General features: G+C 70.9%; 19 protein-coding genes. 9 read left to right on the top strand and 10 right to left on the bottom strand.

The genetic code is table 11. From position 1 onward, the window contains the following. Positions 1–7 precede the first annotated feature (7 nt). Positions 8–934: a DUF3027 domain-containing protein gene (locus ACFYXB_RS28905; protein ID WP_389587287.1), complete on the bottom strand. Its 927-nt coding sequence runs from the start codon at positions 932–934 to the stop codon at positions 8–10. A 312-nt stretch (positions 935–1246) separates the two neighbouring features. On the opposite strand from ACFYXB_RS28905, the gene ACFYXB_RS28900 reads away from it, so the two are divergent. The 4 genes from ACFYXB_RS28900 to ACFYXB_RS28885 all read left to right on the top strand — a co-directional run bounded on the left by ACFYXB_RS28900 (position 1247) and on the right by ACFYXB_RS28885 (position 4767). Beyond that, positions 1247–2671: an MFS transporter gene (locus tag ACFYXB_RS28900; protein WP_389587285.1), complete on the top strand. Its 1425-nt coding sequence runs from the start codon at positions 1247–1249 to the stop codon at positions 2669–2671. 62 nt (positions 2672–2733) lie between these two features. Continuing rightward, complete coding sequence (locus ACFYXB_RS28895) at positions 2734–3204, top strand: DUF2771 domain-containing protein (protein WP_389587283.1); 471 nt, start codon at positions 2734–2736, stop codon at positions 3202–3204. 11 nt (positions 3205–3215) lie between these two features. Next, the gene (locus ACFYXB_RS28890) at positions 3216–3929 is read left to right on the top strand and encodes a futalosine hydrolase (protein WP_389587281.1); all 714 of its coding nucleotides are present in this window, start codon (positions 3216–3218) and stop codon (positions 3927–3929) included. Beyond that, a complete protein-coding gene (locus ACFYXB_RS28885; protein ID WP_389587279.1) occupies positions 3919–4767 on the top strand; it encodes a 1,4-dihydroxy-6-naphthoate synthase in 849 nt (282 codons plus the stop codon). The genes ACFYXB_RS28890 and ACFYXB_RS28885 overlap by 11 nt, the downstream gene beginning before the upstream one ends. A gap of 29 nt (positions 4768–4796) precedes the next feature. On the opposite strand, the gene ACFYXB_RS28880 is transcribed toward ACFYXB_RS28885, so the two are convergent. From ACFYXB_RS28880 to ACFYXB_RS28870, 3 genes are all read right to left on the bottom strand, one after another. Next, entirely contained in the window at positions 4797–5180 is a 384-nt protein-coding gene (locus ACFYXB_RS28880) for a cold-shock protein (RefSeq protein WP_351345793.1), read from the bottom strand. Between the two features lie 121 nt (positions 5181–5301). Next, positions 5302–5529 (bottom strand): winged helix-turn-helix domain-containing protein, encoded by a 228-nt coding sequence (locus ACFYXB_RS28875; RefSeq protein ID WP_389587276.1) that lies wholly within the window; start codon positions 5527–5529, stop codon positions 5302–5304. Between the two features lie 357 nt (positions 5530–5886). After that, on the bottom strand, positions 5887–7494 hold the full coding sequence (locus ACFYXB_RS28870) for a recombinase family protein (protein WP_389587274.1): 1608 nt from the start codon (positions 7492–7494) through the stop codon (positions 5887–5889). Between the two features lie 211 nt (positions 7495–7705). Between ACFYXB_RS28870 and ACFYXB_RS28865 the strand changes: the two genes are divergently transcribed. After that, positions 7706–7957, top strand: coding sequence for a hypothetical protein (locus tag ACFYXB_RS28865; RefSeq protein WP_351363418.1), 252 nt, complete (start codon positions 7706–7708; stop codon positions 7955–7957). Here ACFYXB_RS28865 and ACFYXB_RS28860 read toward each other — a convergent pair. Both ACFYXB_RS28860 and ACFYXB_RS28855 read right to left on the bottom strand, forming a co-directional pair. Then, positions 7933–8568, bottom strand: a complete 636-nt coding sequence (locus ACFYXB_RS28860) for an HAD family hydrolase (RefSeq protein ID WP_389587272.1) — start codon at positions 8566–8568, stop codon at positions 7933–7935. The genes ACFYXB_RS28865 and ACFYXB_RS28860 overlap by 25 nt on opposite strands. A 310-nt stretch (positions 8569–8878) precedes the next feature. Beyond that, complete coding sequence (locus ACFYXB_RS28855; protein WP_389587270.1) at positions 8879–9826, bottom strand: hypothetical protein; 948 nt, start codon at positions 9824–9826, stop codon at positions 8879–8881. Between the two features lie 132 nt (positions 9827–9958). On the opposite strand from ACFYXB_RS28855, the gene ACFYXB_RS28850 reads away from it, so the two are divergent. Then, positions 9959–12493: a helicase-associated domain-containing protein gene (locus ACFYXB_RS28850; protein ID WP_389587268.1), complete on the top strand. Its 2535-nt coding sequence runs from the start codon at positions 9959–9961 to the stop codon at positions 12491–12493. Positions 12494–12567: 74 nt separating this feature from the next. Beyond that, on the top strand, positions 12568–14211 hold the full coding sequence (locus ACFYXB_RS28845) for a DNA repair helicase XPB (RefSeq protein ID WP_389587266.1): 1644 nt from the start codon (positions 12568–12570) through the stop codon (positions 14209–14211). 404 nt (positions 14212–14615) lie between these two features. On the opposite strand, the gene ACFYXB_RS28840 is transcribed toward ACFYXB_RS28845, so the two are convergent. Both ACFYXB_RS28840 and ACFYXB_RS28835 read right to left on the bottom strand, forming a co-directional pair. Then, a complete protein-coding gene (locus tag ACFYXB_RS28840; protein WP_389587264.1) occupies positions 14616–15863 on the bottom strand; it encodes a glycosyltransferase 87 family protein in 1248 nt (415 codons plus the stop codon). An 18-nt stretch (positions 15864–15881) separates the two neighbouring features. Continuing rightward, a complete protein-coding gene (locus tag ACFYXB_RS28835) occupies positions 15882–16064 on the bottom strand; it encodes a hypothetical protein (RefSeq protein WP_389587262.1) in 183 nt (60 codons plus the stop codon). Between the two features lie 259 nt (positions 16065–16323). On the opposite strand from ACFYXB_RS28835, the gene ACFYXB_RS28830 reads away from it, so the two are divergent. After that, entirely contained in the window at positions 16324–18390 is a 2067-nt protein-coding gene (locus ACFYXB_RS28830; protein WP_389587260.1) for a HelD family protein, read from the top strand. Positions 18391–18535: 145 nt separating this feature from the next. On the opposite strand, the gene ACFYXB_RS28825 is transcribed toward ACFYXB_RS28830, so the two are convergent. Beyond that, complete coding sequence (locus ACFYXB_RS28825; protein WP_389587258.1) at positions 18536–19237, bottom strand: copper homeostasis protein CutC; 702 nt, start codon at positions 19235–19237, stop codon at positions 18536–18538. A 130-nt stretch (positions 19238–19367) separates the two neighbouring features. After that, on the bottom strand, positions 19368–20036 hold the full coding sequence (locus ACFYXB_RS28820) for a maleylpyruvate isomerase family mycothiol-dependent enzyme (protein WP_389587256.1): 669 nt from the start codon (positions 20034–20036) through the stop codon (positions 19368–19370). A 191-nt stretch (positions 20037–20227) separates the two neighbouring features. Here ACFYXB_RS28820 and ACFYXB_RS28815 point away from each other — a divergent pair, with 191 nt between their 5' ends. Further along, positions 20228–20890, top strand: coding sequence for a hypothetical protein (locus tag ACFYXB_RS28815; protein ID WP_389587254.1), 663 nt, complete (start codon positions 20228–20230; stop codon positions 20888–20890). Positions 20891–20892: the final 2 nt, after the last annotated feature.

Genomic DNA, 20892 nt, shown 5'->3' with positions numbered 1-20892 from the left:
GCCCCCTCTACGAGTGCCCCAGCTCCGCCGTCTCCTCGTCGCCCACCGCTGACACCGAGCCCGAGTCCGGGGACGGGCGAAGCGGGAAGGGGTCGACTCGGGTTTCGTCGATCACCGGGGCCGCCGGCTGGGGGGGCTTCGGCATGACCGCTGCCTCCGAGTGGCCGCCGCAGCCGTAGGTCAGGGACACCACGCGGCCGTCGGCCGGGGCGAACTCGTTCGCGCAGACTCCGAAGGCCTGGCCGAGGGAGCCGCCCAGCGGAAGCAGGAAGCCGCAGCTGACGCAGGCCGCGGGGGCCGCCTGGGCCATCGGGGTCTTGGGGCCGAACGCGTCCTCCCAGCGGTCGGCGGCGACATGCAGGCCGTACCGGGACAGGACGCGGGCGCGGCGCATGCCCAGTTCCTCGGCCACCGCGGCGATCGAACCGCGCGTAGGCGCGGCCGGGAGCGCCGCCGGGACGCCCGAGGTGACCTCCGCGTCCTCCGCCTCGACCAGTTCCGCCATCTCGTGCGACACCGGGGAATTGGGGGCCGGGTCGTCGTCACCCGTGTAGCCGGGCTCCAGGCGGAGGTCCTCGGCCTCGGTCGGCAGCAGGTCGCCGGGGCCCATGTCACCGGGGCGCAGCCGCTCGCTCCACGGCACCCACTCCGGCGCGAGCAGCGCGTCCGAGCCGGGCAGGAGGACGACCTCGTCCAGCGTGACCACCTTGGCGCGGGACGCGCGGGCCACTGTCACCGCCCAGCGCCAGCCGCGGTACCCGAGCTCCTTGCACTCGAAGAAGTGCGTGACAACGCGGTCGCCCTCGGACACGAGTCCGGAGTGCTCGCCGACCACACCTGGCGCGGCGGCCTCCTCGGCCGCGGCGCGGGCAAGGTCGACCGCCTCGGCGCACAAGCGGTCGGGGGTGCGGCTTCGCGTTGTCGCTGCGCTCACAGGTATCGCTTCTCTCCTACGCCGTCTCACGGGTACGCCTGCCTCAAGGCGGTGGGACGGACGGAGCGGACCTGTGGGCCGCATCGACGTCCGCGTCCGATCGCGCTCGGGCGCACCTCTGTCATCCATTCTGCGGGATGGCTGAGATACGCACGCTACCTGTTCGCTGGCGCTTGGCCTACACCGACGGTCCTTTCGCCGCTTCGCGGCGTTGTTTCCCGCCCGCCCACCTGTGACGGACGGCCGCAAAGTCGGGCGCCATGCGCGCCGTAACCGCACTATTGACGCGCCACTCAGGGCACTATGAACGTCGTGGCAGCCGCGAGGTCGTCCCAGGGCGCCGCCGGGGTCGGCGGGGTCCGGGGAAGCAGTCGAGGTGGCGGTGCGGGCCGGGTGAGCGGTGCCGTCCGCGCCGTCGGCCGTGCCCTGCACCTTCCCGTCACCGGTACCGCCCGCGGCATCCGCAGGGCCACGCACGCGCACGGCGCCGGCGAGTCCGGGCTGGGCAAGCTGATCGAGCTGCACGCCGTGAACGGCGCCGGTGACGTCATGGTCACCATCGCGCTCGCCTCCACTGTCTTCTTCTCGGTGCCGACGGACGAGGCCCGCGGCCGGGTCGCGCTGTATCTCGCCATCACCATGGCCCCGTTCACGATCCTCGCGCCCGTGATCGGCCCGCTCCTCGACCGGCTGCCGCACGGCCGTCGCGCCGCGATGGCCGGCGCGATGCTCGCCCGCGCCCTGCTCGCACTGATCATCTCCGGAGCGGTCGCCAGCGGGAGTCTGGAGTTGTATCCGGCCGCCCTCGGCGTCCTGGTCGCGTCGAAGGCGTACGGCGTCGTCCGCAGCGCCGTCGTGCCCCGGCTGCTGCCGCCGCGGTTCTCCCTGGTGAAGGCGAACTCGCGGGTCACCCTCGCCGGGCTGCTGGCCACCGGTGTGGCCGCGCCGGTCGGGGCGGGGCTGCACGCGATCGGCGATCCCTGGCCGCTCTACGGCGCCTTCGTGATCTTCGTGGCGGGTACGTTCCTGTCCTTCTCCCTGCCGCCGAAGGTCGACTCCGCCAAGGGCGAGGCCGTCGCCCTGCTGGCCGCCGACGAGGACCATCTGCACGGTCCGCACCGGGGGCCGGTGAAGCGACCGGGACTGCGCACGGTCGGCCCCGCCGTCACGCACGCCCTCGGCGCCAACGCCACCCTGCGCTGTCTGTCCGGCTTCCTGATCTTCTTCCTCGCGTTCCTGCTGCGCGAGCACCCGCTGACCGGCGAGAGCGCGGCCGTGTCGCTGGGCATCGTGGGCGTGTCCGCGGGCGCGGGCAACGCGCTCGGCACGGCGGTCGGGGCGTGGCTCAGATCGCGGGCGCCGGAGGTGATCATCGTGACGGTGGTAGCGGTGGTGCTGGGTACGGCGATCGTCGCGGCGCTGTTCTTCGGCGCGTTCCTGGTGGCGTGTCTGGCCGCGGTCGCCGGGTTCGCGCAGGCGCTGGCCAAGCTGTCCCTGGACGCGCTGATCCAGCGGGACGTGCCGGAGCTGGTGCGGACGTCGGCGTTCGCCCGTTCGGAGACATTGCTGCAGATGGCGTGGGTGTTCGGCGGCGCGGTCGGCATCGTGATGCCGCTCAACGGCACGCTGGGCCTGTCGGTGGCCGCCGTCATCGTGGCCGCGGGCTGGCTTGCGACCCTGCGGGGACTCTTGGCCTCGGCGCGGCACGGCGGCCGGGCAGGACCGCGAGTGGCGTAACGAACCGGGCACGCCGCACCCCACGTAGGCGGTCTGCCCGAGGTGCCAGATAGCCTTCGGCCATGACCATGCAATCCGTTGTGCGACGCCGCCGCGCGGTCGCCGTTGCCGGCGCCGTTTCCGCCGGACTGCTCGTCCTGTCGGCCTGCGAAAAGCCGACCCCGATCGCGACGATCACCGTCGGCACGAACTCGGTCAACTCCGAAGCCACTTGCTACAACGACGGTGACGCCCTGGACACGGCCGCCCTCGCCGAGTGCATCAAGAACACCGACATCAAGTCGATCAAGGTCGACCCGGACGACACCGTCCGCTTCGGCGTCGACCCGTCGATCGCCGACAGCGGCTGGACGATCCTGATGAACGGTCAGCCCCTCACCGACTCCAGCACGAAGACCTACCGCACGATCCCGGGCAGCGTGTTCTTCAACGCGCAGTACGGCGCGCAGGGCAACACGACCACGGTCTCCATCAAGGAGGGCGAGAAGACGGTCAAGGGTCTGTGGTCCTTCAAGCTGGAGAAGGACGCCTGATCACGTCCCCCGTGCATGTCCTCGTGGCCACCGCGGTCCCCGCCGAGCGGGACGCGGTGGCCCGTGCGTTCACGGCGGAGACGGCGGAGGTACGGCTGCCGGGGGCGACGCTCCACCGGATCGGCGGAACGGGCCATTACGACCTCCTCGCCGCCGGTGTCGGCCCCGCCCTCGCCGCCGCCTCCACCGCCACCGCGCTCACCGCGGCCGCCCTGGCAGGCACCCCCTACGACCTGGTCGTCGCCGCCGGGATCGCCGGCGGTTTCGCGCCGGACGCCCCCGTCGGCTCCCTCGTCGTCGCCGACGAGATCATCGCGGCCGACCTGGGCGCCGAGACGGCCGACGGCTTCCTTCCGGTCACCGAGCTGGGCTTCGGGACCGTCAGCCACCGTCCGCCCACATCACTCGTACGAACCGTGTCAGCGGCCACCGGGGCGCGCTCCGGGGCCGTACTGACCGTGTCCACGGTGACCGGGACGGCCGCCCGCGCCGTCCGGCTCCGCGCCCGCCACCCCCGCGCCCTCGCCGAGGCCATGGAGGGCTTCGGGGTGGCCGAGGCGGCCGCCGCGCACGGCGTGCCCGTTCTGGAGATACGCGCCGTCTCCAATCCCGTCGGCCCGCGCGACCGCACCGCCTGGCGCATCGGCGACGCCCTCGCGGCCCTCACCGAGGGCTTCGGGAAGTTCGCGCCCGCACTGGAGAGTTGGAACCCACATGACCACTGAGCCCCTGAGGATCGTTTACTCCCCCTGCCCGAACGACACCTTCGTCTTCGACGCCCTCGCCCACGGCCGCGTCCCGGGCGCGCCCGCGCTGGACGTGACGTTCGCGGACATCGACATCACCAACGGCATGGCCGAGCGCGGTGAGTTCGACGTGCTGAAGGTGTCGTACGCGGTGCTGCCGTACGTCCTCGACGAGTACGCGCTGCTGCCGTGCGGCGGCGCGCTGGGGCGTGGCTGCGGGCCGCTGGTGCTGACGCGGGAGGCGGGTGCGGATCTGACGGGCCGTACGGTCGCGGTGCCCAGCGAGAAGTCGACGGCCTATCTGCTGTTCCGGTTGTGGGCCGCGGACACGGTCCCCGGTGGGGTCGGCGAGGTCGTGGTCATGCCGTTCCACGAGATCATGCCGGCCGTGCGGGACGGGAAGGTCGACGCGGGGCTCGTCATCCACGAGGCGCGCTTCACGTACCAGAACTACGGGCTGCACAAGCTCGCCGACATGGGCGAGCACTGGGAGAACACGACCGGACTGCCGATCCCGCTCGGCGCGATCATCGCCAAGCGGTCGCTGGGCGCGGACACGCTGACGCGGCTGGCCGAGTCGATCCGTACGTCGGTGCACGCCGCCTGGGACGACCCGGAGGCCTCCCGCCCGTACGTCATGGAGCACGCCCAGGAGATGGACCCGGCCGTCGCCGACCAGCACATCGGGCTGTACGTCAACGAGTTCACGTCGGAACTCGGCGAGGACGGCTACGCGGCGGTGCGGGGCCTGCTCACCCGTGCGGCGGCCGAGGGGCTTGTGCCGCCCCTCGGCGCTCAGGCACTGGTTTTCCCCTAGCGGATTCCCCTACCAGTTCTCCCTGGCGGTCAGACGTCCAACTGGTCGGCGACCGCCCGCAGCAGGCCGGCGATCTTCCCGCCGGAGGCTTTGTCGGGGTAACGGCCCTTCTCCAGCATCGGCGTGATGTTCTCGAGAAGGGTCGTCAGGTCCTGCACGATGGAGGCCAGCTCGTCCGGCTTCTTGCGCTGCGCGGCCGCGACCGAGGGCGTCGGGTCGAGGATGACGACCGAGAGTGCCTGGTCACCGCGCTGGCCGGCGACCACGCCGAACTCCACGCGCTGGCCCGGCTTGAGCGCATCGACTCCGGCGGGAAGGACCGAGGAATGGACGAAGACGTCACCGCCGTCGTCACGGGAGAGAAAGCCGAAGCCCTTCTCGCTGTTGAACCACTTGACCTTGCCAGTCGGCAAAGCACACGCTCCCTCGATCGGTCCCGGACGCTCCTGGACGCCCTTGAACTGCCGTTGAACAACCTTACCGGCCGTCTCCCCACCAGGACAGGAGCACAAACGGCAGTATCTCTGCTGCTCCCTAGGGCTCGGAGACGAAGTAGCCACGGCCACTGACCACGTACACGAGTCCCTCAGCGCGGAGTCTGGCCAGCGCACGGGATGCAGTTGACTGCGACACGTCGAACTCAGCAGCAAGGGCAACAGTGCCAGGCACACGTGCACCAGGGGCGTACGTGCCAGCGCGGATACGGCGCCGGATCTCCTCTGCTACCTGCGGCCAATGCGGCTCTGCCCTGTTGATCTCCACCTATTCAGCGTGCGAGGGAATCACTCCGTGCGCTACCGAGGTAGTCAGATACGGAGGTAGTCTGGTGAGCCCAAACATGAAGCGGCCCCCAGCGATCAGGCAGCGATCAACTGGGGGCCTACCGACTGGATTGGAGTCGGCATGGCAGAGCGTAGCGTCGTACGGCGGTTGCCCTGGAGCGGACCAGAGGGGAAGCGAGCGCATCTGGTCACCGACGGCACTCCCACTCCCCTCTCACTGCCGGCAGACAGGATCGAGAGCCAGCAGATGGAAACAGCCGCAGGTTCGTCGGGTAACTGCTGGTCATGGAGGACTGGTCCGGCGATCACCAAGACGGCCAACGGCGACCAGCGGCTCTCAGAGAACCTTGAACCGATGTTCCCCCGGTACGTTATGGCTGATCAATTGCCTTGTCATCTTGCCTTTTCCAGGAAGTGAGAGCGACAGTTCTTCAGCCATGGTCTGAATGTCTCCCATGTCCATGACCATTCCTGCCGCGCTCTCGTCTGTTCCCTTGTCCCAAGCCCAGACCTTGACCTGATACGTCCTCAGGAACTCCCTACGGTCTTCCTGGTCTTTGGTTTCCCAGACTTCCCCGTACTTCTTTCCTGTGGCTTTCAGTGTCGGGTGAGCCCTCTCCTCTTCCTGCTTTGCCAGGAGAGCCACTTTCCCTGAAAGGCTCTTGTGCATGCGCTTGTAGGACTCTTCCTGTCCCTCTCCGTCGTACTCTCCTGACAGGAAGTCAGTTTCCAGCTTCTCCAGACGTGTCCTAGCCGACTGGAGTTCCCTTGCCTGAGAGGGTCCTACTCCTGCCCTCTCGTACATGTCCCACTGACCGACGCTCCCCCGGATCTCCTGGTCAACCCATGCGTCTAGAGCGTCTGCACGGACATAGAGACCCTGTGCACAGGCTCCACCCTTGAACTTGTTGGAGCAGCGGTAATACCTGTGTCCGGCAACCTTCGTACCGTCCTTCCTGGTGTGTCCAGAGCTCAGAAGAGAGGTAACCGGCGCTCCACACTCCCCACAGTGAGCAACACCGGACAGGAGACTCTTAGCGCCGTTACGGCTCCCTGTAGGGGCTCCCTCTGCCTTGGGAGCGGGCTTGATCCTGTCCACCAGGTCTGTCCATTCGTCCATGGACGCTAGAGGCTTCTCGGGGAGAATTACGGGCTCTCCCTGGTCATCCAATACAGCCTCTCCCTTGTAGGTGTAGATCCCTGGCACCCAAGGGGAACGGATGAACTTGTTGATGATCGTGGATTGCCACTGAGTTCCCTTGGTGGCTTCCCCCTTGAGCTTCCTGAGATGGTCACCCCACGTGAGGATTCCACGGGAGTTGAAGTCTCGGGCAATCCGGTGTGTGGACTGTCCCTCAGTGACTCGCTGGAAGATCTCTTCCACATAGGGGGCGTAGTCCTGGTCAATCTCCAGGATCTTGCGCTTCCCCCCTTCAACTGCCTTGATGCGGTAGCCAGTTGGAGGAGCACCTGTGAGCCACGAACGGTTCTCTAGACGTGTCTGTACGCCGTTGATGATGCGGGCTTGGATCGTGTCCCACTCAGCCTCAGCGAAGACGGCCGTCATGCGCGCCATCATCTTCCCCTGTGGAGTCGAGAGGTCGAACCCCTCTTCCACGCACACGATGAACTTGCCGTTCCGCTGCGCCCACTCCAGTAGCTCATTGAAGTGCATCGAGCGGCGAGTAAGCCTGTCCATCTTGGCTGCAATGATCACGTCGAACTCATCGGCCCTGGAAGTAAGCCACTTCCCCAGCTTGGGACGCTTGAACGGGGAGAGGGAGCCTGAGACGTCCGTGTCCTCTGCTTCGCCCACCAGGACGCCGGACAGGAGCGGAGAGGCGACGTGGTGGCGGATCACGCCACGCTGCCACTCGATCGATATGGAGCCGTCAGAGTCGGCAGAGAGCCTGAGGCATGAGAGGTAGCGGAGACCAGGTGTCACGGAAGGAGCGTACCGATCCTCTGTGCCTAGGTAACCGGCTTGGCCTTGCCGGTAGGCACGTCAGTCCTCGTCCTCGTTCTCGTCGGAAAACTGCTCTGGATAGCACTCGGGCGGGTCCACCATGACCCGCCGGTACCAAGGCCAATGGTCTTCGGGCTGGTGACAAGACGTCGCCCGGTTGTTCCTTCGCGCTGGGAACTACCCTGGTCCGGTGCGTGACAAAACCCAAACGAATTCCGCCGGGCCCGGCGACGGACTGATCCGCGCCGGTGCCGTGGTCTTCTTCATCGGTGCCTTGGCCACTCTCGTCACCGTGGCCCCGCTGTTCTTCGGTACGAAGCCTTTTCCGACGTACATGTTCGGCCTCAGCATGCTGATGGGCGTCGGCTTCCTCGTCGCCGGCGCGGGCGTGCTGCGGTCGATGGCGGCGGGGCGGCGTCAGGCGCGCGAGGCCTCGCGGTAGGCAGACAGCCAGGCGGGGAACGCGGACAGGTCGGCGAGGACGACGTCCGCGCCCGCCGTGCGCAGTTCGTCCGCGTCGCAGGGGCCGGTGGCCACGGCCACGGACAGGGCCTCTGCGGTGCGGGCGCCGCGTACGTCTCCCACGTGGTCGCCGACGTACACAGCCGCGCCGTGCGCGCGCAGCGCCTCCGCCTTGCGCTCGGCCCACAGGTCGCCGATGACGGCGTCCGCGTCCATGCGCAGGTGTTCCAGGTGCAACTTGGCGTTGGGCTCGTGCTTGGCGGTGACGACGATCGCCTGTCCTCCGGCCTCCCGGACCGCCGCGATCGCCTCCCGGGCGCCGGGCATCGCGAGCGTGCCGGTGATCGCGTGCGCCGGGTACATCGCGCGGTAGAGATCGGCGATGGGCGCGACCTGCTCGGCCGGGAACCAGTGGACCAGTTCCTCCTCGAGCGGCGGCCCGAGCCGCGTGACCGCCAGGTCGGCGTCGATGTACGTCCCGGTCCGCTCGGCCAGCGCCAGATAGGTGGCGTGGATACCGGGCCTGGAGTCGATCAGGGTCATGTCGAGGTCGAAGCCGACGGTCAGCGCGGGAGCAGTCATATCGGCCATTGTGCCCAGGGGGTACGGCAGCCAGGCCGGACGGGGTTGTGAGCTCGGCGACCCCGCCTGCCGGCTAGAGCCTGTTGCGAAAGTCCCGTCGTCCGTCCGAAGGGCGGGCCCGGCGGCGTCGTGGGGGTCCCCCCGCTCGAGCGAAGCCGAGAGTGGGGGAGCGTGCTCTCGGCGTGCCGGGTGCAGGCCCTCGTACTGGACGTACTCGGGTCTGTGCCCGGTGCGGCGAGTGGGGGCACCTCCCACGCCCTTCAGGCAGTGGGGGAGCGTGCATGGCGTCGCGGGGCAGGCGGGACTTCCGCAACAGGCCCTAGCGGCGTCGCTGTGAGCGCCAGACCAGATACAGGGCCGAGGCGATGGCCGCGCCGCGGACCACCCAGGGCCAGGTTTCCGAGAGGGCGTCGCTCATGTGGCCCTCGGGGATGGGGGTGCCCCAGCGGCCGTCGGTACGGCCCCAGAGCCAGACGACGCCCGCCGTGAGCGCGAGGCCGGGCAGGACCAGGACGGCCCACTTGGTCTCCATAGGCGTGAGACGGCGGGAGCCGTACGCGATGAGCCAGCCGAGGATCAGCGCGAACCAGTTGCCGAGGACCGCGCCGACGACGAGGGCCGCGGCGGCGAGCAGCAGCAGGGGGTTGGTCCAGCCCGTGGCGGGGCGGGGGAGGGAGAGACGGCGGCGGTTGGACGGTGCCGGGGCCTCGGTCGGGGGTTCGGTGTCCTCGATGACCGGCTCCTTCCCCTTCGGCGGCGGTGGCTTGAGCAGCTCCGGGATCTCCACGCCCCCGACGAAGCCCGGCACCCCGTCCCCGGCGTCGAACGCACGGCCGTCCGTCCGCCACCAGTCGGGCTGCACGGCGGGGCCGCCTAGTTCGTGTTCGCCGGCGAGGTGCGGCGGGGACAGCGCGTCCGCGTCCGGCGCCGGATCGGCGGGGCGTGGCCGCGGTACGACCCGGCGCAACCCCTTCGGCAGGGACTCGCGCGGCGCGGGCTGTACGGGCACGGCTGCGGACGGCGTCTGCGGCGCACCGGCGGTGCCGCCCGCGGCGGTGACGACCTCGTCCGGGGTGCCGAGCCGCTCCAGGATGCGGCGGACGGCCGCGGGACTGTCGACGGTGACCTTGGCACGGTCCCGGTCGATCTCGTTCCGCAGCTGGGACACCAGCCGCATCCGCACGGACGACGGCAACTGTCGCTGCTGCGCCACGTCTCCGACGCGGCTCAGATACTCGTAGACAACCTGGTCGCTCTCGATACCCACGAAGTCCCTCCGGGGGTGTGGCCGTTGAACTCCGCTGGTGACGTTATCGCGTGGTTCGCACAATCCGGCGTCACAGCCGAAGCGGGGTCCCGCACATCGTCGGCCGAGCCGCCGGAGGCTACCGTTGGGCAGATGAGCACCGAGGACCGGCCCCGCTCCCTCGCGGAAGCGCTCCGTGTCAAGGACGACGCCTCCCTGGCCGCGCTGCTGCGCAGCCGCCCCGACCTCATCACCCCCGTCCCCACCGACCTCACGCAGCTGGCCACCCGGGCGGGCACCCGTGCCTCGGTGCTACGCGCGTTGGAGCGGCTGGACCGGTTCGCCCTGCAGACGGCGGAGGCACTGGCCGTGGCGGACCCGGCGTCGTACGAGGACCTGCTGCGGCTGATGGCCGGTGACGCCGGGGACCCGGCCGTCGCCGCCGCCCTTCCGCACGCTCTCGGCACGCTGCGCGAGCAGGCCCTGGTGTGGGGCGGCGACGACTGTCTGCGTCTCGTGCGCACCGCCCGCGAGGTGCTCGCCCCGTCGCCGCAGCACCCGTCGCCGACCGGACTCGGCCCGGCGGTGCAGGAGGCGACCGCGGGCATGTCGCCGGGCCGTATCCAGGAGATCGTCACCGCCGCCGGGCTCCCCTCGACGCACGACGCGGTCTCCGCCGCGACCGCGCTCACCGCCCTGTTCACGGACCGGAAGCGGATGGCGGCGCTGCTCGACGAGGCCTCGGAGGAGTCCCACGAGGTGCTGGCCCGGCTGGTGTGGGGGCCACCGTACGGGCAGGTCACCGCCGACCCGGCGCCCCGCCTGCGCTGGCTCCTGGACCGCGGACTGCTCCTGCCGACGGCGCCCGGCACGGTCGTACTGCCCCGCGAGGTCGCCCTGCATCTGCGCGAGGGCCGCGCCCACCGCGCGACCGAGGCCGTACCGCCGCCGGTCGAACCGGCCGCGACGCACCGACCGCAGATCGTGGACGCCACGGCGGCCGGCCAGGCCTACACCGCCCTCGCGACCGTCGAGGAGCTGCTGAAGGACTGGGACGAGGGCGGGCCCGCTGTGCTGCGGGCCGGCGGGCTCAGTGTGCGGGACCTGAAGCGGACGGCGGTCGCCCTCGATCTGCCGGAGCCCGTCGCCGCGTTCTGGGTGGAACTGGCCTACGCGGCGGGGCTGCTGGCCTCGGACGGCGAGGCCGACGAGCGGTACGCGGCGACTCCGGCCTACGACGAGTGGCTGGAGCAGCCCCCGGCCGAGCGCTGGGCGCGGCTCGCCGAGACGTGGCTGACGGCGACGCGGACGCCGGGCCTGGTCGGCGGGCGGGACGCGAAGGACCGCGCGCTGTCGGCGCTGGGTCCCGGCCTGGACCGCTCGGCCGCGCCCGAGGTACGGCACCGGGTGCTGAGCCTGCTGGCCGGGCTGCCGAAGGGCGCCGCCCCGTCCGCCGACTCCGTGCTGGCGCGGCTGCGCTGGGAACGGCCCCTGCGCGGCGCCCAGCAGAGCGACGACGACCTGCGCTCCCGGCTCGCCCGGTGGACGCTGTCCGAGGCGGAGCTGCTCGGTGTGACCGGCCGCGGCGCCCTGTCGGCACAGGGCCGGGCCCTGCTGGGAGCACCGGCCCCGGCACCCGCCCCGAGCGCCGTGTCGCCCGCTCTCTCCGGCCCGGGCGACAAGCTCCCCGCCCATCACCATCACCGCCCGCACGCGCCCCTCGAACCCCTTTCACCGCCCGAGCAGGCGGTCGCCTCCGCCTCGGCCGCCCGGCTGCTCGCGCCGCTGCTGCCCGAGCCGCTGGACCACGTGCTGCTCCAGGCGGACCTGACGGCGGTGGCCCCGGGTCCGCTGGAGCGGCCGCTGGCCGAGATGCTGGGCGTGCTGGCGGACGTGGAGTCGAAGGGTGGCGCGACGGTCTACCGGTTCACGCCCGCCTCCGTACGCCGTGCCCTGGACGCCGGCCGCGCCGCCGCCGACCTGCACGCCTTCCTGACCGCGCACTCGCGCACCCCGGTGCCGCAGCCGCTGGCGTATCTGATCGACGACGTGGCCCGCAGACACGGCCATCTGCGGGTCGGCGCCGCGTCGGCGTACGTCCGCTGCGACGACGACACCCTCCTGAACGAGATCCTCGCCGACAAGCGCGCCGGCGCCCTGCGCCTGCGGCGCCTCGCGCCCACCGTGCTGGCCGCCCAGGCCGACCCGGCGACGCTGCTGGAGGGCCTGCGCGCGATGGGGTACGCCCCGGCCGCCGAGTCGGCGGAGGGCGATGTGCTGATCACCCGCGCCCTCGCCCACCGCACCCCGCCGCGCACGGCCCCCGAGCCGGTCCCGGACGGTCCGCCGGCCCCGGACGCGACCCTGCTGTCGGCCGCGATCCGCGCGATCCGCGCGGGCGACCTGGCCGCCACGACCCCGCGCAAACCGTCCGGCAACCCCGCGGCGGGCGGTGACCTGCCCCGCACCAGCTCCGCCGAGACCCTCGCGACGATGCAGGCCGCGGTCCTGACGGGCGAGACCCTGTGGATCGGCTACGTCAACGCCGAGGGCTCCGCCAGCCAGCGCGTCATCGCTCCGATCAAGGTCGAGGGCGGCTTCGTGACGGCGTTCGACCACACCGCGGACGAGGTGCGGACATACCCGCTGCACCGCGTCACGGGAGTCGCGGAGCTGGCGGACGACTGAACGTGATCGCCGGGCGGTAGGGCACACTGGACGTTTGGCCGACGACAATGGCCGTACGGAAAGGGTGCCCGCGCGTGAATGGTCCGCTGATCGTCCAGTCCGACAAGACCCTGCTCCTCGAGGTCGACCACGAGCGGGCGGACGATTGCCGTCGCGCCATCGCGCCGTTCGCCGAGCTGGAGCGGGCGCCGGAGCACATCCACACCTACCGGGTGACGCCACTCGGGCTGTGGAACGCGCGTGCCGCCGGGCACGACGCCGAGCAGGTCGTCGACGCGCTCGTGGAGTACAGCCGCTATCCGGTGCCGCACGCGCTGCTGGTCGACATCGCCGAGACGATGGACCGGTACGGGCGGCTGACCCTGTCCAAGCACCCGGCCCATGGGCTGGTGCTGACGACCACGGACCGGCCGGTCCTGGAGGAGATCCTGCGCTCGAAGCGGATCGCTCCGCTGGTCGGGGCGCGGATCGATCCGGACAGCGTCGCCGTGCACCCCTCCGAGCGCGGGCAGATCAAGCAGGTGCTGCTCAAGCTGGGCTGGCCGGCCGAGGACCTCGCCGGGTACGTGGACGGCGAGGCGCATGCCATCGAGTTGGCCGAGGACGGCTGGGCCCTGCGGCCGTACCAGAAGCAGGCCGTGGAGAACTTCTGGCACGGCGGCAGCGGTGTCGTCGTGCTGCCCTGCGGCGCGGGCAAGACGCTGGTCGGCGCCGGCTCCATGGCGCAGGCCAAGTCGACCACTCTCATCCTCGTGACCAACACGGTCTCGGCCCGGCAGTGGAAGCACGAGCTGGTGAAGCGGACCTCGCTGACCGAGGACGAGATCGGGGAGTACAGCGGTACGAAGAAGGAGATCCGGCCGGTCACCATCGCGACGTACCAGGTGCTGACGACGAAGCGGAAGGGGATCTATCCCCACCTGGAGCTGTTCGACTCCCGCGACTGGGGCCTGATCGTCTACGACGAGGTGCATCTGCTGCCCGCGCCCGTCTTCAAGTTCACGGCCGACCTGCAGGCGCGGCGCCGCCTCGGTCTGACCGCGACACTCGTGCGCGAGGACGGCCGTGAGTCGGACGTGTTCTCCCTCATCGGGCCGAAGCGGTTCGACGCGCCCTGGAAGGAGATCGAGGCGCAGGGCTACATCGCGCCCGCCGACTGCGTCGAGGTCCGCGTGAACCTGACCGACTCCGAGCGGCTGGCGTACGCCACGGCCGAGACGGAGGAGAAGTACCGCTACTGCGCGACGACGGAGACGAAGCGGAAGGTCACGGAGGCGCTGGTACGTTGGTTCGCGGGCCAGCAGATCCTGGTCATCGGCCAGTACATCGACCAGCTCGACGAGCTGGGCGAGCATCTGAACGCGCCGGTCATCAAGGGCGAGACGTCCAACGCGCAGCGCGAGAAGCTCTTCGACGCCTTCCGCGAGGGCGAGATCAGTGTGCTGGTGGTGTCGAAGGTCGCCAACTTCTCCATCGACCTGCCGGAGGCGACGGTCGCCATCCAGGTGTCGGGCACCTTCGGCTCCCGCCAGGAGGAGGCCCAGCGCCTCGGCCGTGTTCTGCGCCCGAAGGCCGACGGTCACCAGGCGCACTTCTACTCGGTGGTCGCCCGCGACACGATCGACCAGGACTTCGCCGCCCACCGCCAGCGCTTCCTGGCGGAACAGGGCTACGCGTACCGCATCATGGACGCGGACGAACTCCTCACGGAGAGCTGAGCCCTGCCCCGTTGTCAGTGCCGTCCTCTACGGTGACGCCGTCTCGCAGACGACTTGGGGAGGGCGGCACGATGGGTGCCAGCGGCTGGGACTACGTCACCTCGTACGAGGGCAGCGTGGAGCGCTCACTGGAGGCGCTGCACGCGCGCGTCTTCGATGAGGACTACGGCGGCGGCGAGGAGTACGCGACGCTCGAAGATCTCTGGGCGGACGCGGAGTTCATGGGCAACGAGGGCACCCACTCGATCCTGGACGTCCAGACCGTCGTACACACCACCGAGCCGCCCTCCCAGCAGCGGATCGAGGACTACGGGACGCTGCGCCCGCTGGCCCCGGACCGGATCCGGCACCACTTCGGCACGGACCGGCCGACACCCGACGCCTTCACGGAGCGGCTCGCCCGGTCATTCGCGAACATGACGGTCGGGCCCGAGCGTGAGAAGACGCTGATCGACGAGTGCACCATGCGCTGGACCGGGGTGTACGTCATGCTCTACACCAGCGACGAGCCCACCCACTTGGGCATCTTCGGCTACTCCGGCGACTGAGCGACGACGCAGAGCGATGGCGGCCAGCAGGGCCAGGCCGAAGATCGGGTACGGCGACGCCAACGGCTGTTGCCACCACGGGAAGTGGAGGTCGCGGTCGCCCTCGTGGGGCAGGAGCCACATCGTGCGGGCCGTGAACAGGGCCGCCGTCAGGGCCGCGAGGCGGGTGCGGCCGTCCGCGAGGAGGACGGCGAGCAGCGGGACGCACCACACCCAGTGGTGGGACCAGCTGATCGGCGAGACGAGCAGTGCCGTGCCGGCCGTCAGCAGGATCCCGTGCCGTTCGTCCCGCGACCGTACCGCCAGCCACATGCCGAAGGCCGCGAGCAGTGCCGCCGGGAGCGCCCAGACGACGCCCGGTGCCGGGTCCCCCAGCAACCGGGCGATCAGGCCCTGGAGGGACTGGTTGTCGATGATCCAGGCCTTTCCGACGCGGCCGGTGTCGTAGAGCCGCGCGGTCCAGAAGTCCACGCCGGCCGCCGGAAGCACGAGGGCGCCCAGGCCGACGGTCGCGGCGAACACCGCCGTCGCCGTGCCCGCCTCGCGCCGCCGCCCGGTCAGGAAGAGGTAGGCGACGAAGACGGCCGGGGTGAGCTTGATCCCGGTCGCCAGGCCCAGGGCCACGCCCCTGCCCCGGGCGCCCGGGGGCCGGGTGAGGTCCCACAGGACCAGGCAGGCGACGGCGAGGTTGATCTGGCCGAAGAGCACCGTCTGGAAGACCGGTTCGAGCCACAGGGCGAGGGCGGTGCCGGCACACAGCAGCGGGAGCCGGGCGGTTCGGCCCGCCAGCCGGGCGGAGAGGGCGACGAACGTCGCGAGCAGGAGCGCGTTGCCCGCGAGGAAGGTCAGTTTGAGGGCCGGGACGGGGATCCAGGTCGTCGGCACGAACAGGACCGCCGCGAAGGGCGGATACGTCGCCGGCAGCCGCCACTCGGTGACCGTGAAGCCGTACAGGTCGCCGCCGTGGAGGACGGCCTCGCCCTCGGCCCGGTAGACCAGCACGTCGGCCATCGGGACGCGTTGCAGGACGCAGAGGGCGGCGAAGGAGGAGAAGGAGATCGAGAGGAGTAGAAGGGCAAAGGAGGTCACCGTCCGTTTGGGCACGGAGGTGAACCTATGTGGTCACTTTCGGCGTACGCCCGCTTCCTCGCCGTACTCGCCGAGGATGACAACGCCGAACGCCGCCTCCGCGAACACCTTCACGGCGCGCAGGGCGTCGCCCAGGCGGTGCCGGGGGACCGATTCGTCCACGGCAGTGGCGCCGGTGGGGCGGGCTGGAACGGGGTCGATGGTTGCTGCGCTCATGTCTCCATGGTGACTCCGGGGACATAAGCGCGGCATCGGTCTCCGGAGCCAATCTCCGACATCTCTCCGTCCACCCGTGGGGGGACGCTCGCCCCTACGCCGAACGGGCGCTCCCCCTAGGGGACGACGGAAAAACGATTGGCACCCCACCGCCCCGGCTCACTAAAATCCTCTCTCTTGCCCGCCTCCGTCACGGAGTGCTGCCGTCCGGCCGGAAACCGGACGGCCCCACAGTCACGAAAGATCCGGAGGCACTCCCTTGTCCGCGCCCGTCGACGACCCCCTGGCCCGGGAACGCTCCCATCTCGCCGAGTCCCGCTCCGCCCTGCGCGCCATGCGCGAGGACGTCGAGTCGCTCGACATCAGCGACGTCACCGCGAACTGGGTGAACGCGGAAGTCCTCGCCCGTCAGATCGAGGAGCGCATCAAGGCACTGGCCGACCTCAGCGACACCCCGCTGTTCTTCGGCCGCCTCGACTATCTGCACGCCCCCGGCGCCGACCAGGCGGAGGGCGCGGAGGGCGAGCGCTTCTACATCGGGCGCAGGCATGTGCACGACCACGACGGCGACCCGATGGTCATCGACTGGCGCGCGCCGGTCTCGCAGCCGTTCTACCGGGCCTCCAAGAAGGACCCGATGGACATCGCGCTGCGCCGCCGCTTCGGCTACACGGGCGGCGACCTCACGGCGTACGAGGACGAGCACCTCTCGGACCCCGCCGAGGCGGCCACCACCAGCAAGCTGCTCCAGCAGGAGATCGAGCGTCCGCGCGTCGGCCCGATGCGCGACATCGTCGCCACGATCCAGCCCGAGCAGGACGAGATCGTACGGTCCGGACTGTCGGGGACCGTCTGTGTGCAGGGAGGCCCGGGGACAGGGAAGACCGCGGTCGGCCTGCACCGGGTCGCCTACCTCCTCTACGCCCACCGCGAGCGGCTCGCCCGCACCGGCACGCTGGTGATCGGGCCGAACCGGTCCTTCCTGCACTACATCGAGCAGGTGCTGCCCGCGCTGGGCGAGCTGGCCGTGCGGCAGGCCACGGTCGACGACCTGGTCGCCGGGAACGTGGAGGTGCGCGGCACGGACGAGGCGGCCACCGCGATCGTCAAGGGCGACGCGAGGATGGCGGAGGTGCTGCGGCGGGCCGTGCGGGCGCATGTGAGCATGCCGACGGAGCCGGTCGTGGTGGTGCGCGGGTCGCGGCGGTGGCGGGTTCCGGCGTACGAACTCGAGGAGATCGTACGGGAGTTGCTCAGTAACACTAGTCGCTACCGCGACGGGCGCGACTTCCGGTACGGCGCCGCCCGCGAGGCCCTGCCGCAGCGGATCGCGCACGCGGTGCTCGTGCAGATGGAGCGGTCCGGGGAGGCGCCGGACGACCGGGTGCAGGACGCGGTGGCCCGGGGCAGCGCGGTGAAGGCGGCGGTCAAGGAGATCTGGCCGCCCGTCGACCCGGCGAAGCTCGTGCTGCGGCTGCTGACGGACGCGGACTTCCTCGCCGTGCACGCGGAGGGGGTCCTCTCCGCGGACGAGCAGAAGACGATCCTGTGGGCGAAGCCGGTGCGCAGCGTGAAGTCGGCCAAGTGGTCGGCGGCGGACGCGGTGCTGATCGACGAGACGACGGACCTGGTCCAGCGCACGCACTCGCTCGGGCACGTCGTCCTCGACGAGGCGCAGGATCTGTCGCCGATGCAGTACCGGGCCGTGGGGCGCCGCTGCACCACCGGCAGCGCGACCGTCCTCGGGGACCTGGCACAGGGCACCACCCCGTGGGCGACCCGGAGCTGGGACGAGGCACTGGCCCACCTGGGCAAGACGGACGGCGTGATCGAGGAACTGACGGCCGGTTTCCGCGTGCCGACGGACGTCATCACGTACGCCTCACGGCTGCTCCCGCACATCGCACCGGGTCTCACGCCGGTCGCGTCGGTCCGTGAGAATCCGGGGTTCTTCGAGGTCCGTACGGTGGCCGGGCCCGCCGAAGTGGTCGCGGCGTGCGGGGAGTTGCTGCGCAACGAGGGTTCGACGGGCCTGATCGCGGCGGACGCCCGAATCCCGGAGCTGTCCGAGGCGCTCGCGTCGGCGGGGATCACCCATCTCTCGCCGGGCGAGGAGACCACCCGGGACACCCGCCTGACCCTGGTCCCGGCGTCCCTGGCCAAGGGCCTGGAGTACGACTACGTGGTCCTGGACGAGCCCCAGGCGGTGGTCGACGGCGAACCGGACGAACGCACGGGGCTGCGCCGCCTGTACGTGACACTGACCCGAGCGGTGTCGGGGCTGATCGTGACGCACACGGCACCGCTGCCGTGGCAGCTGGCCTGACCGGACTGGTACTGGCCGGCACTTGTGCCGGTGCTGGGCGGGGTGGGTTTCGCTCACCCGCGCCGGCGGGGTGCCTCCGCCACTCTCGGCTTCGCTCGAAGAGCGGGGGAGGCACGACTGCCCGCAGCTGGGGCCGGTTCACCGTTCACCCTTCGTCCAGCACCCGCCGCCACTCCCCCACAGCCTCCACCGACACCGGCCCCGCCCACCCCTGAGGCCGAGCCGCGCCGCCAATGTGAAACGCGTTGATCCCCGCGTCCCGAAGCCCCGGCACATGCTCCAGCCGAAGCCCCCCACCCACCAGGATCGTCGGCTCGTACCCCGGCTCCCCACCCCTTTGCGCCTCGGCGCACAACGTGGCGAGCCCGTCATCCACACCGGCCGCCGACCCCGCGGTCAGGTAGTTGTCCAACCCCGGCAGATCGGCGAGCTGTTTCCGCAGGGCGTCACGATCGGCCGCCCGGTCGATCGCCCGGTGAAAAGTCCACCGGCACCCACCCAGCTCCGCGACCACCCGCTCGACGGCATCGAGGTCCACCCCACCGTCCGCACCCAGGAACCCCAGCACGAACTGATCGGCCCCGGCCGCCCGCAGCTCCCCCGCCACCCGCACGAGCCGGTGCACCCCGGCGGAGCCGCCCGCCGAGAAGCCGTCCGAGAGCCGCAGCATCACGCGCAGGTCGATGTCGACGGCGGCACGGATCCCGGCGAAGGTCTCGGCCGACGGCGTCAGCCCGTCGGCCGACATGTCGGTCACCAGCTCGAGGCGATCCGCGCCTCCGGCCTGGGCGGCGACCGCGTCCTCGACACCGAGGGCGATCACCTCCAGGACTGCACGCGTGCTCATAGGACCCCTTCCGTCGGTGTTCCCTGGAGCGGCTACAGGTCTAGTCCAATCTCAGGGTACGTCGGGAAGGCAGGACAGTGCGAGATCGCCCCCGTCCTCGCGCCGGTCACAGGGACCGCCCCCGTGCCAGTCACCCGAAGATGTTCAGCTCAGCCGCCTCCACCCCCACGAGCTCGTACGCCGCCCCGTCGAGCGGCCGTCCCGAGTACAGCCGTACAAGCGTGGCGGCGTCGCCGATGAACCGCGCCGGCGTCCGCGTCCCGCTCGCCGTACCGAGCCGCAGCGGCTCGTCCATGTCGTCGAGGTCGGCGTGCAGGGGCGGGTGGCCCTTCTCGACGGTGGCGCGGGCCAGCAGGGTGAGGGCGTAAGGCAGCCCGTCCCCGGCGTAGGCGCCCGGCTCGCCAAGGGCCTCGCGCACATCACCGGCGTGTACCCACTCGCCGAGCCCGATCAGGTCCAGCACACCGCCCGCAGCGGCGATCACCGGCCCGGCCTCGGTCATCCCGCGCTCCAGCTCGTCGACGACCTGTTCGTTGGACCACTCGGCCCGCTCGGCGATGTCCCGGTCGTTCGCCGCGGGCGAGAACACGTCCTTCTCGTATCGGCTCTCGACCACCCGCATCAGCGCGGCCGAACAGTGCGCGAGCACGTCCCGCACGGTCCACCCGGGACACGCGACAGTCGCCTGGGCGAAATCCACGTCGTCCCTGCCGCGCAACAGCGGCACCAACGCATCCCGTTCGACGACCAGCAGCCGGCCGGGCAGTTCGGGGTCGCGCACTTCGTGTACGTCAGTCATGCCGACCAAGCTAGGGGCGGCCCCACCCCAGTTGTCATTACCGGACGCGGTAATCCCGCACCGACTGCCGCTCTGCGCCACGGTTGTCCCCGCACCAGTGACGGGGCTGACCGACCAGGTCGGCCGGGCCGCCACCAAGGTGGGCGCGACTCGTGGTGCACCGGTCAGCCGCGAAGACGCAGAATGACCCCATGGCCGATCTCGACGCCCTGCGCGCCCGCTGGACCCGAGCCCTGGAAGGAGCCCGCGGGCCCGGCACCGGCCCCGACCCGTTGCCGTACGCCGACAATCTGATCGCCCGCTGGCAGGAGCCGCAGCGGCACTACCACACGCTCACGCACCTCACCGCCGTCCTCGACCACGTGGACGTGCTGGAGAAGTACGCTGGCGACGCCGACACCGTCCGGCTCGCCGCCTGGTTCCACGACGCCGTCTATCTGCCCGACCGGTCCGAGAACGAGGAGCGGTCGGCCCGGCTCACCGAGCGTGCGCTGACGGAGATCGGGGTCCCGGACGCGAAGATCGCCGAGGTGGCGCGGCTGGTGCGGCTGACCGTCGGGCACGACCCCGCCGACGACGACCGCGACGGGCAGGTGCTGTGCGACGCGGACCTCGCGATCCTCGCCGCGTCGCCGTCCGCGTACGCCACCTACACCGCGGCCGTCCGCGAGGAGTACCACTTCGTGCCGAACGACGCCTTCCGCGCCGGCCGTGCCGCGATCCTGCGCCAACTCCTCGCGCTGCCACGCCTGTTCCGCACGCCGTACGGCGCGGCGGAGTGGGAGGCGACGGCCCGCTACAACGTCCGCTCCGAGCTGGAATTGCTGTCGACCCCGGCGGACCCGGCGCCCTAGGG

The sequence above is a fragment of the Streptomyces sp. NPDC002619 genome, assembly GCF_042889305.1.
GTDB lineage: Bacteria > Actinomycetota > Actinomycetes > Streptomycetales > Streptomycetaceae > Streptomyces.
The sequence above is the reverse complement of the archived record's forward strand: the minus strand, read 5'-3'. Positions and strand labels throughout refer to the sequence as shown.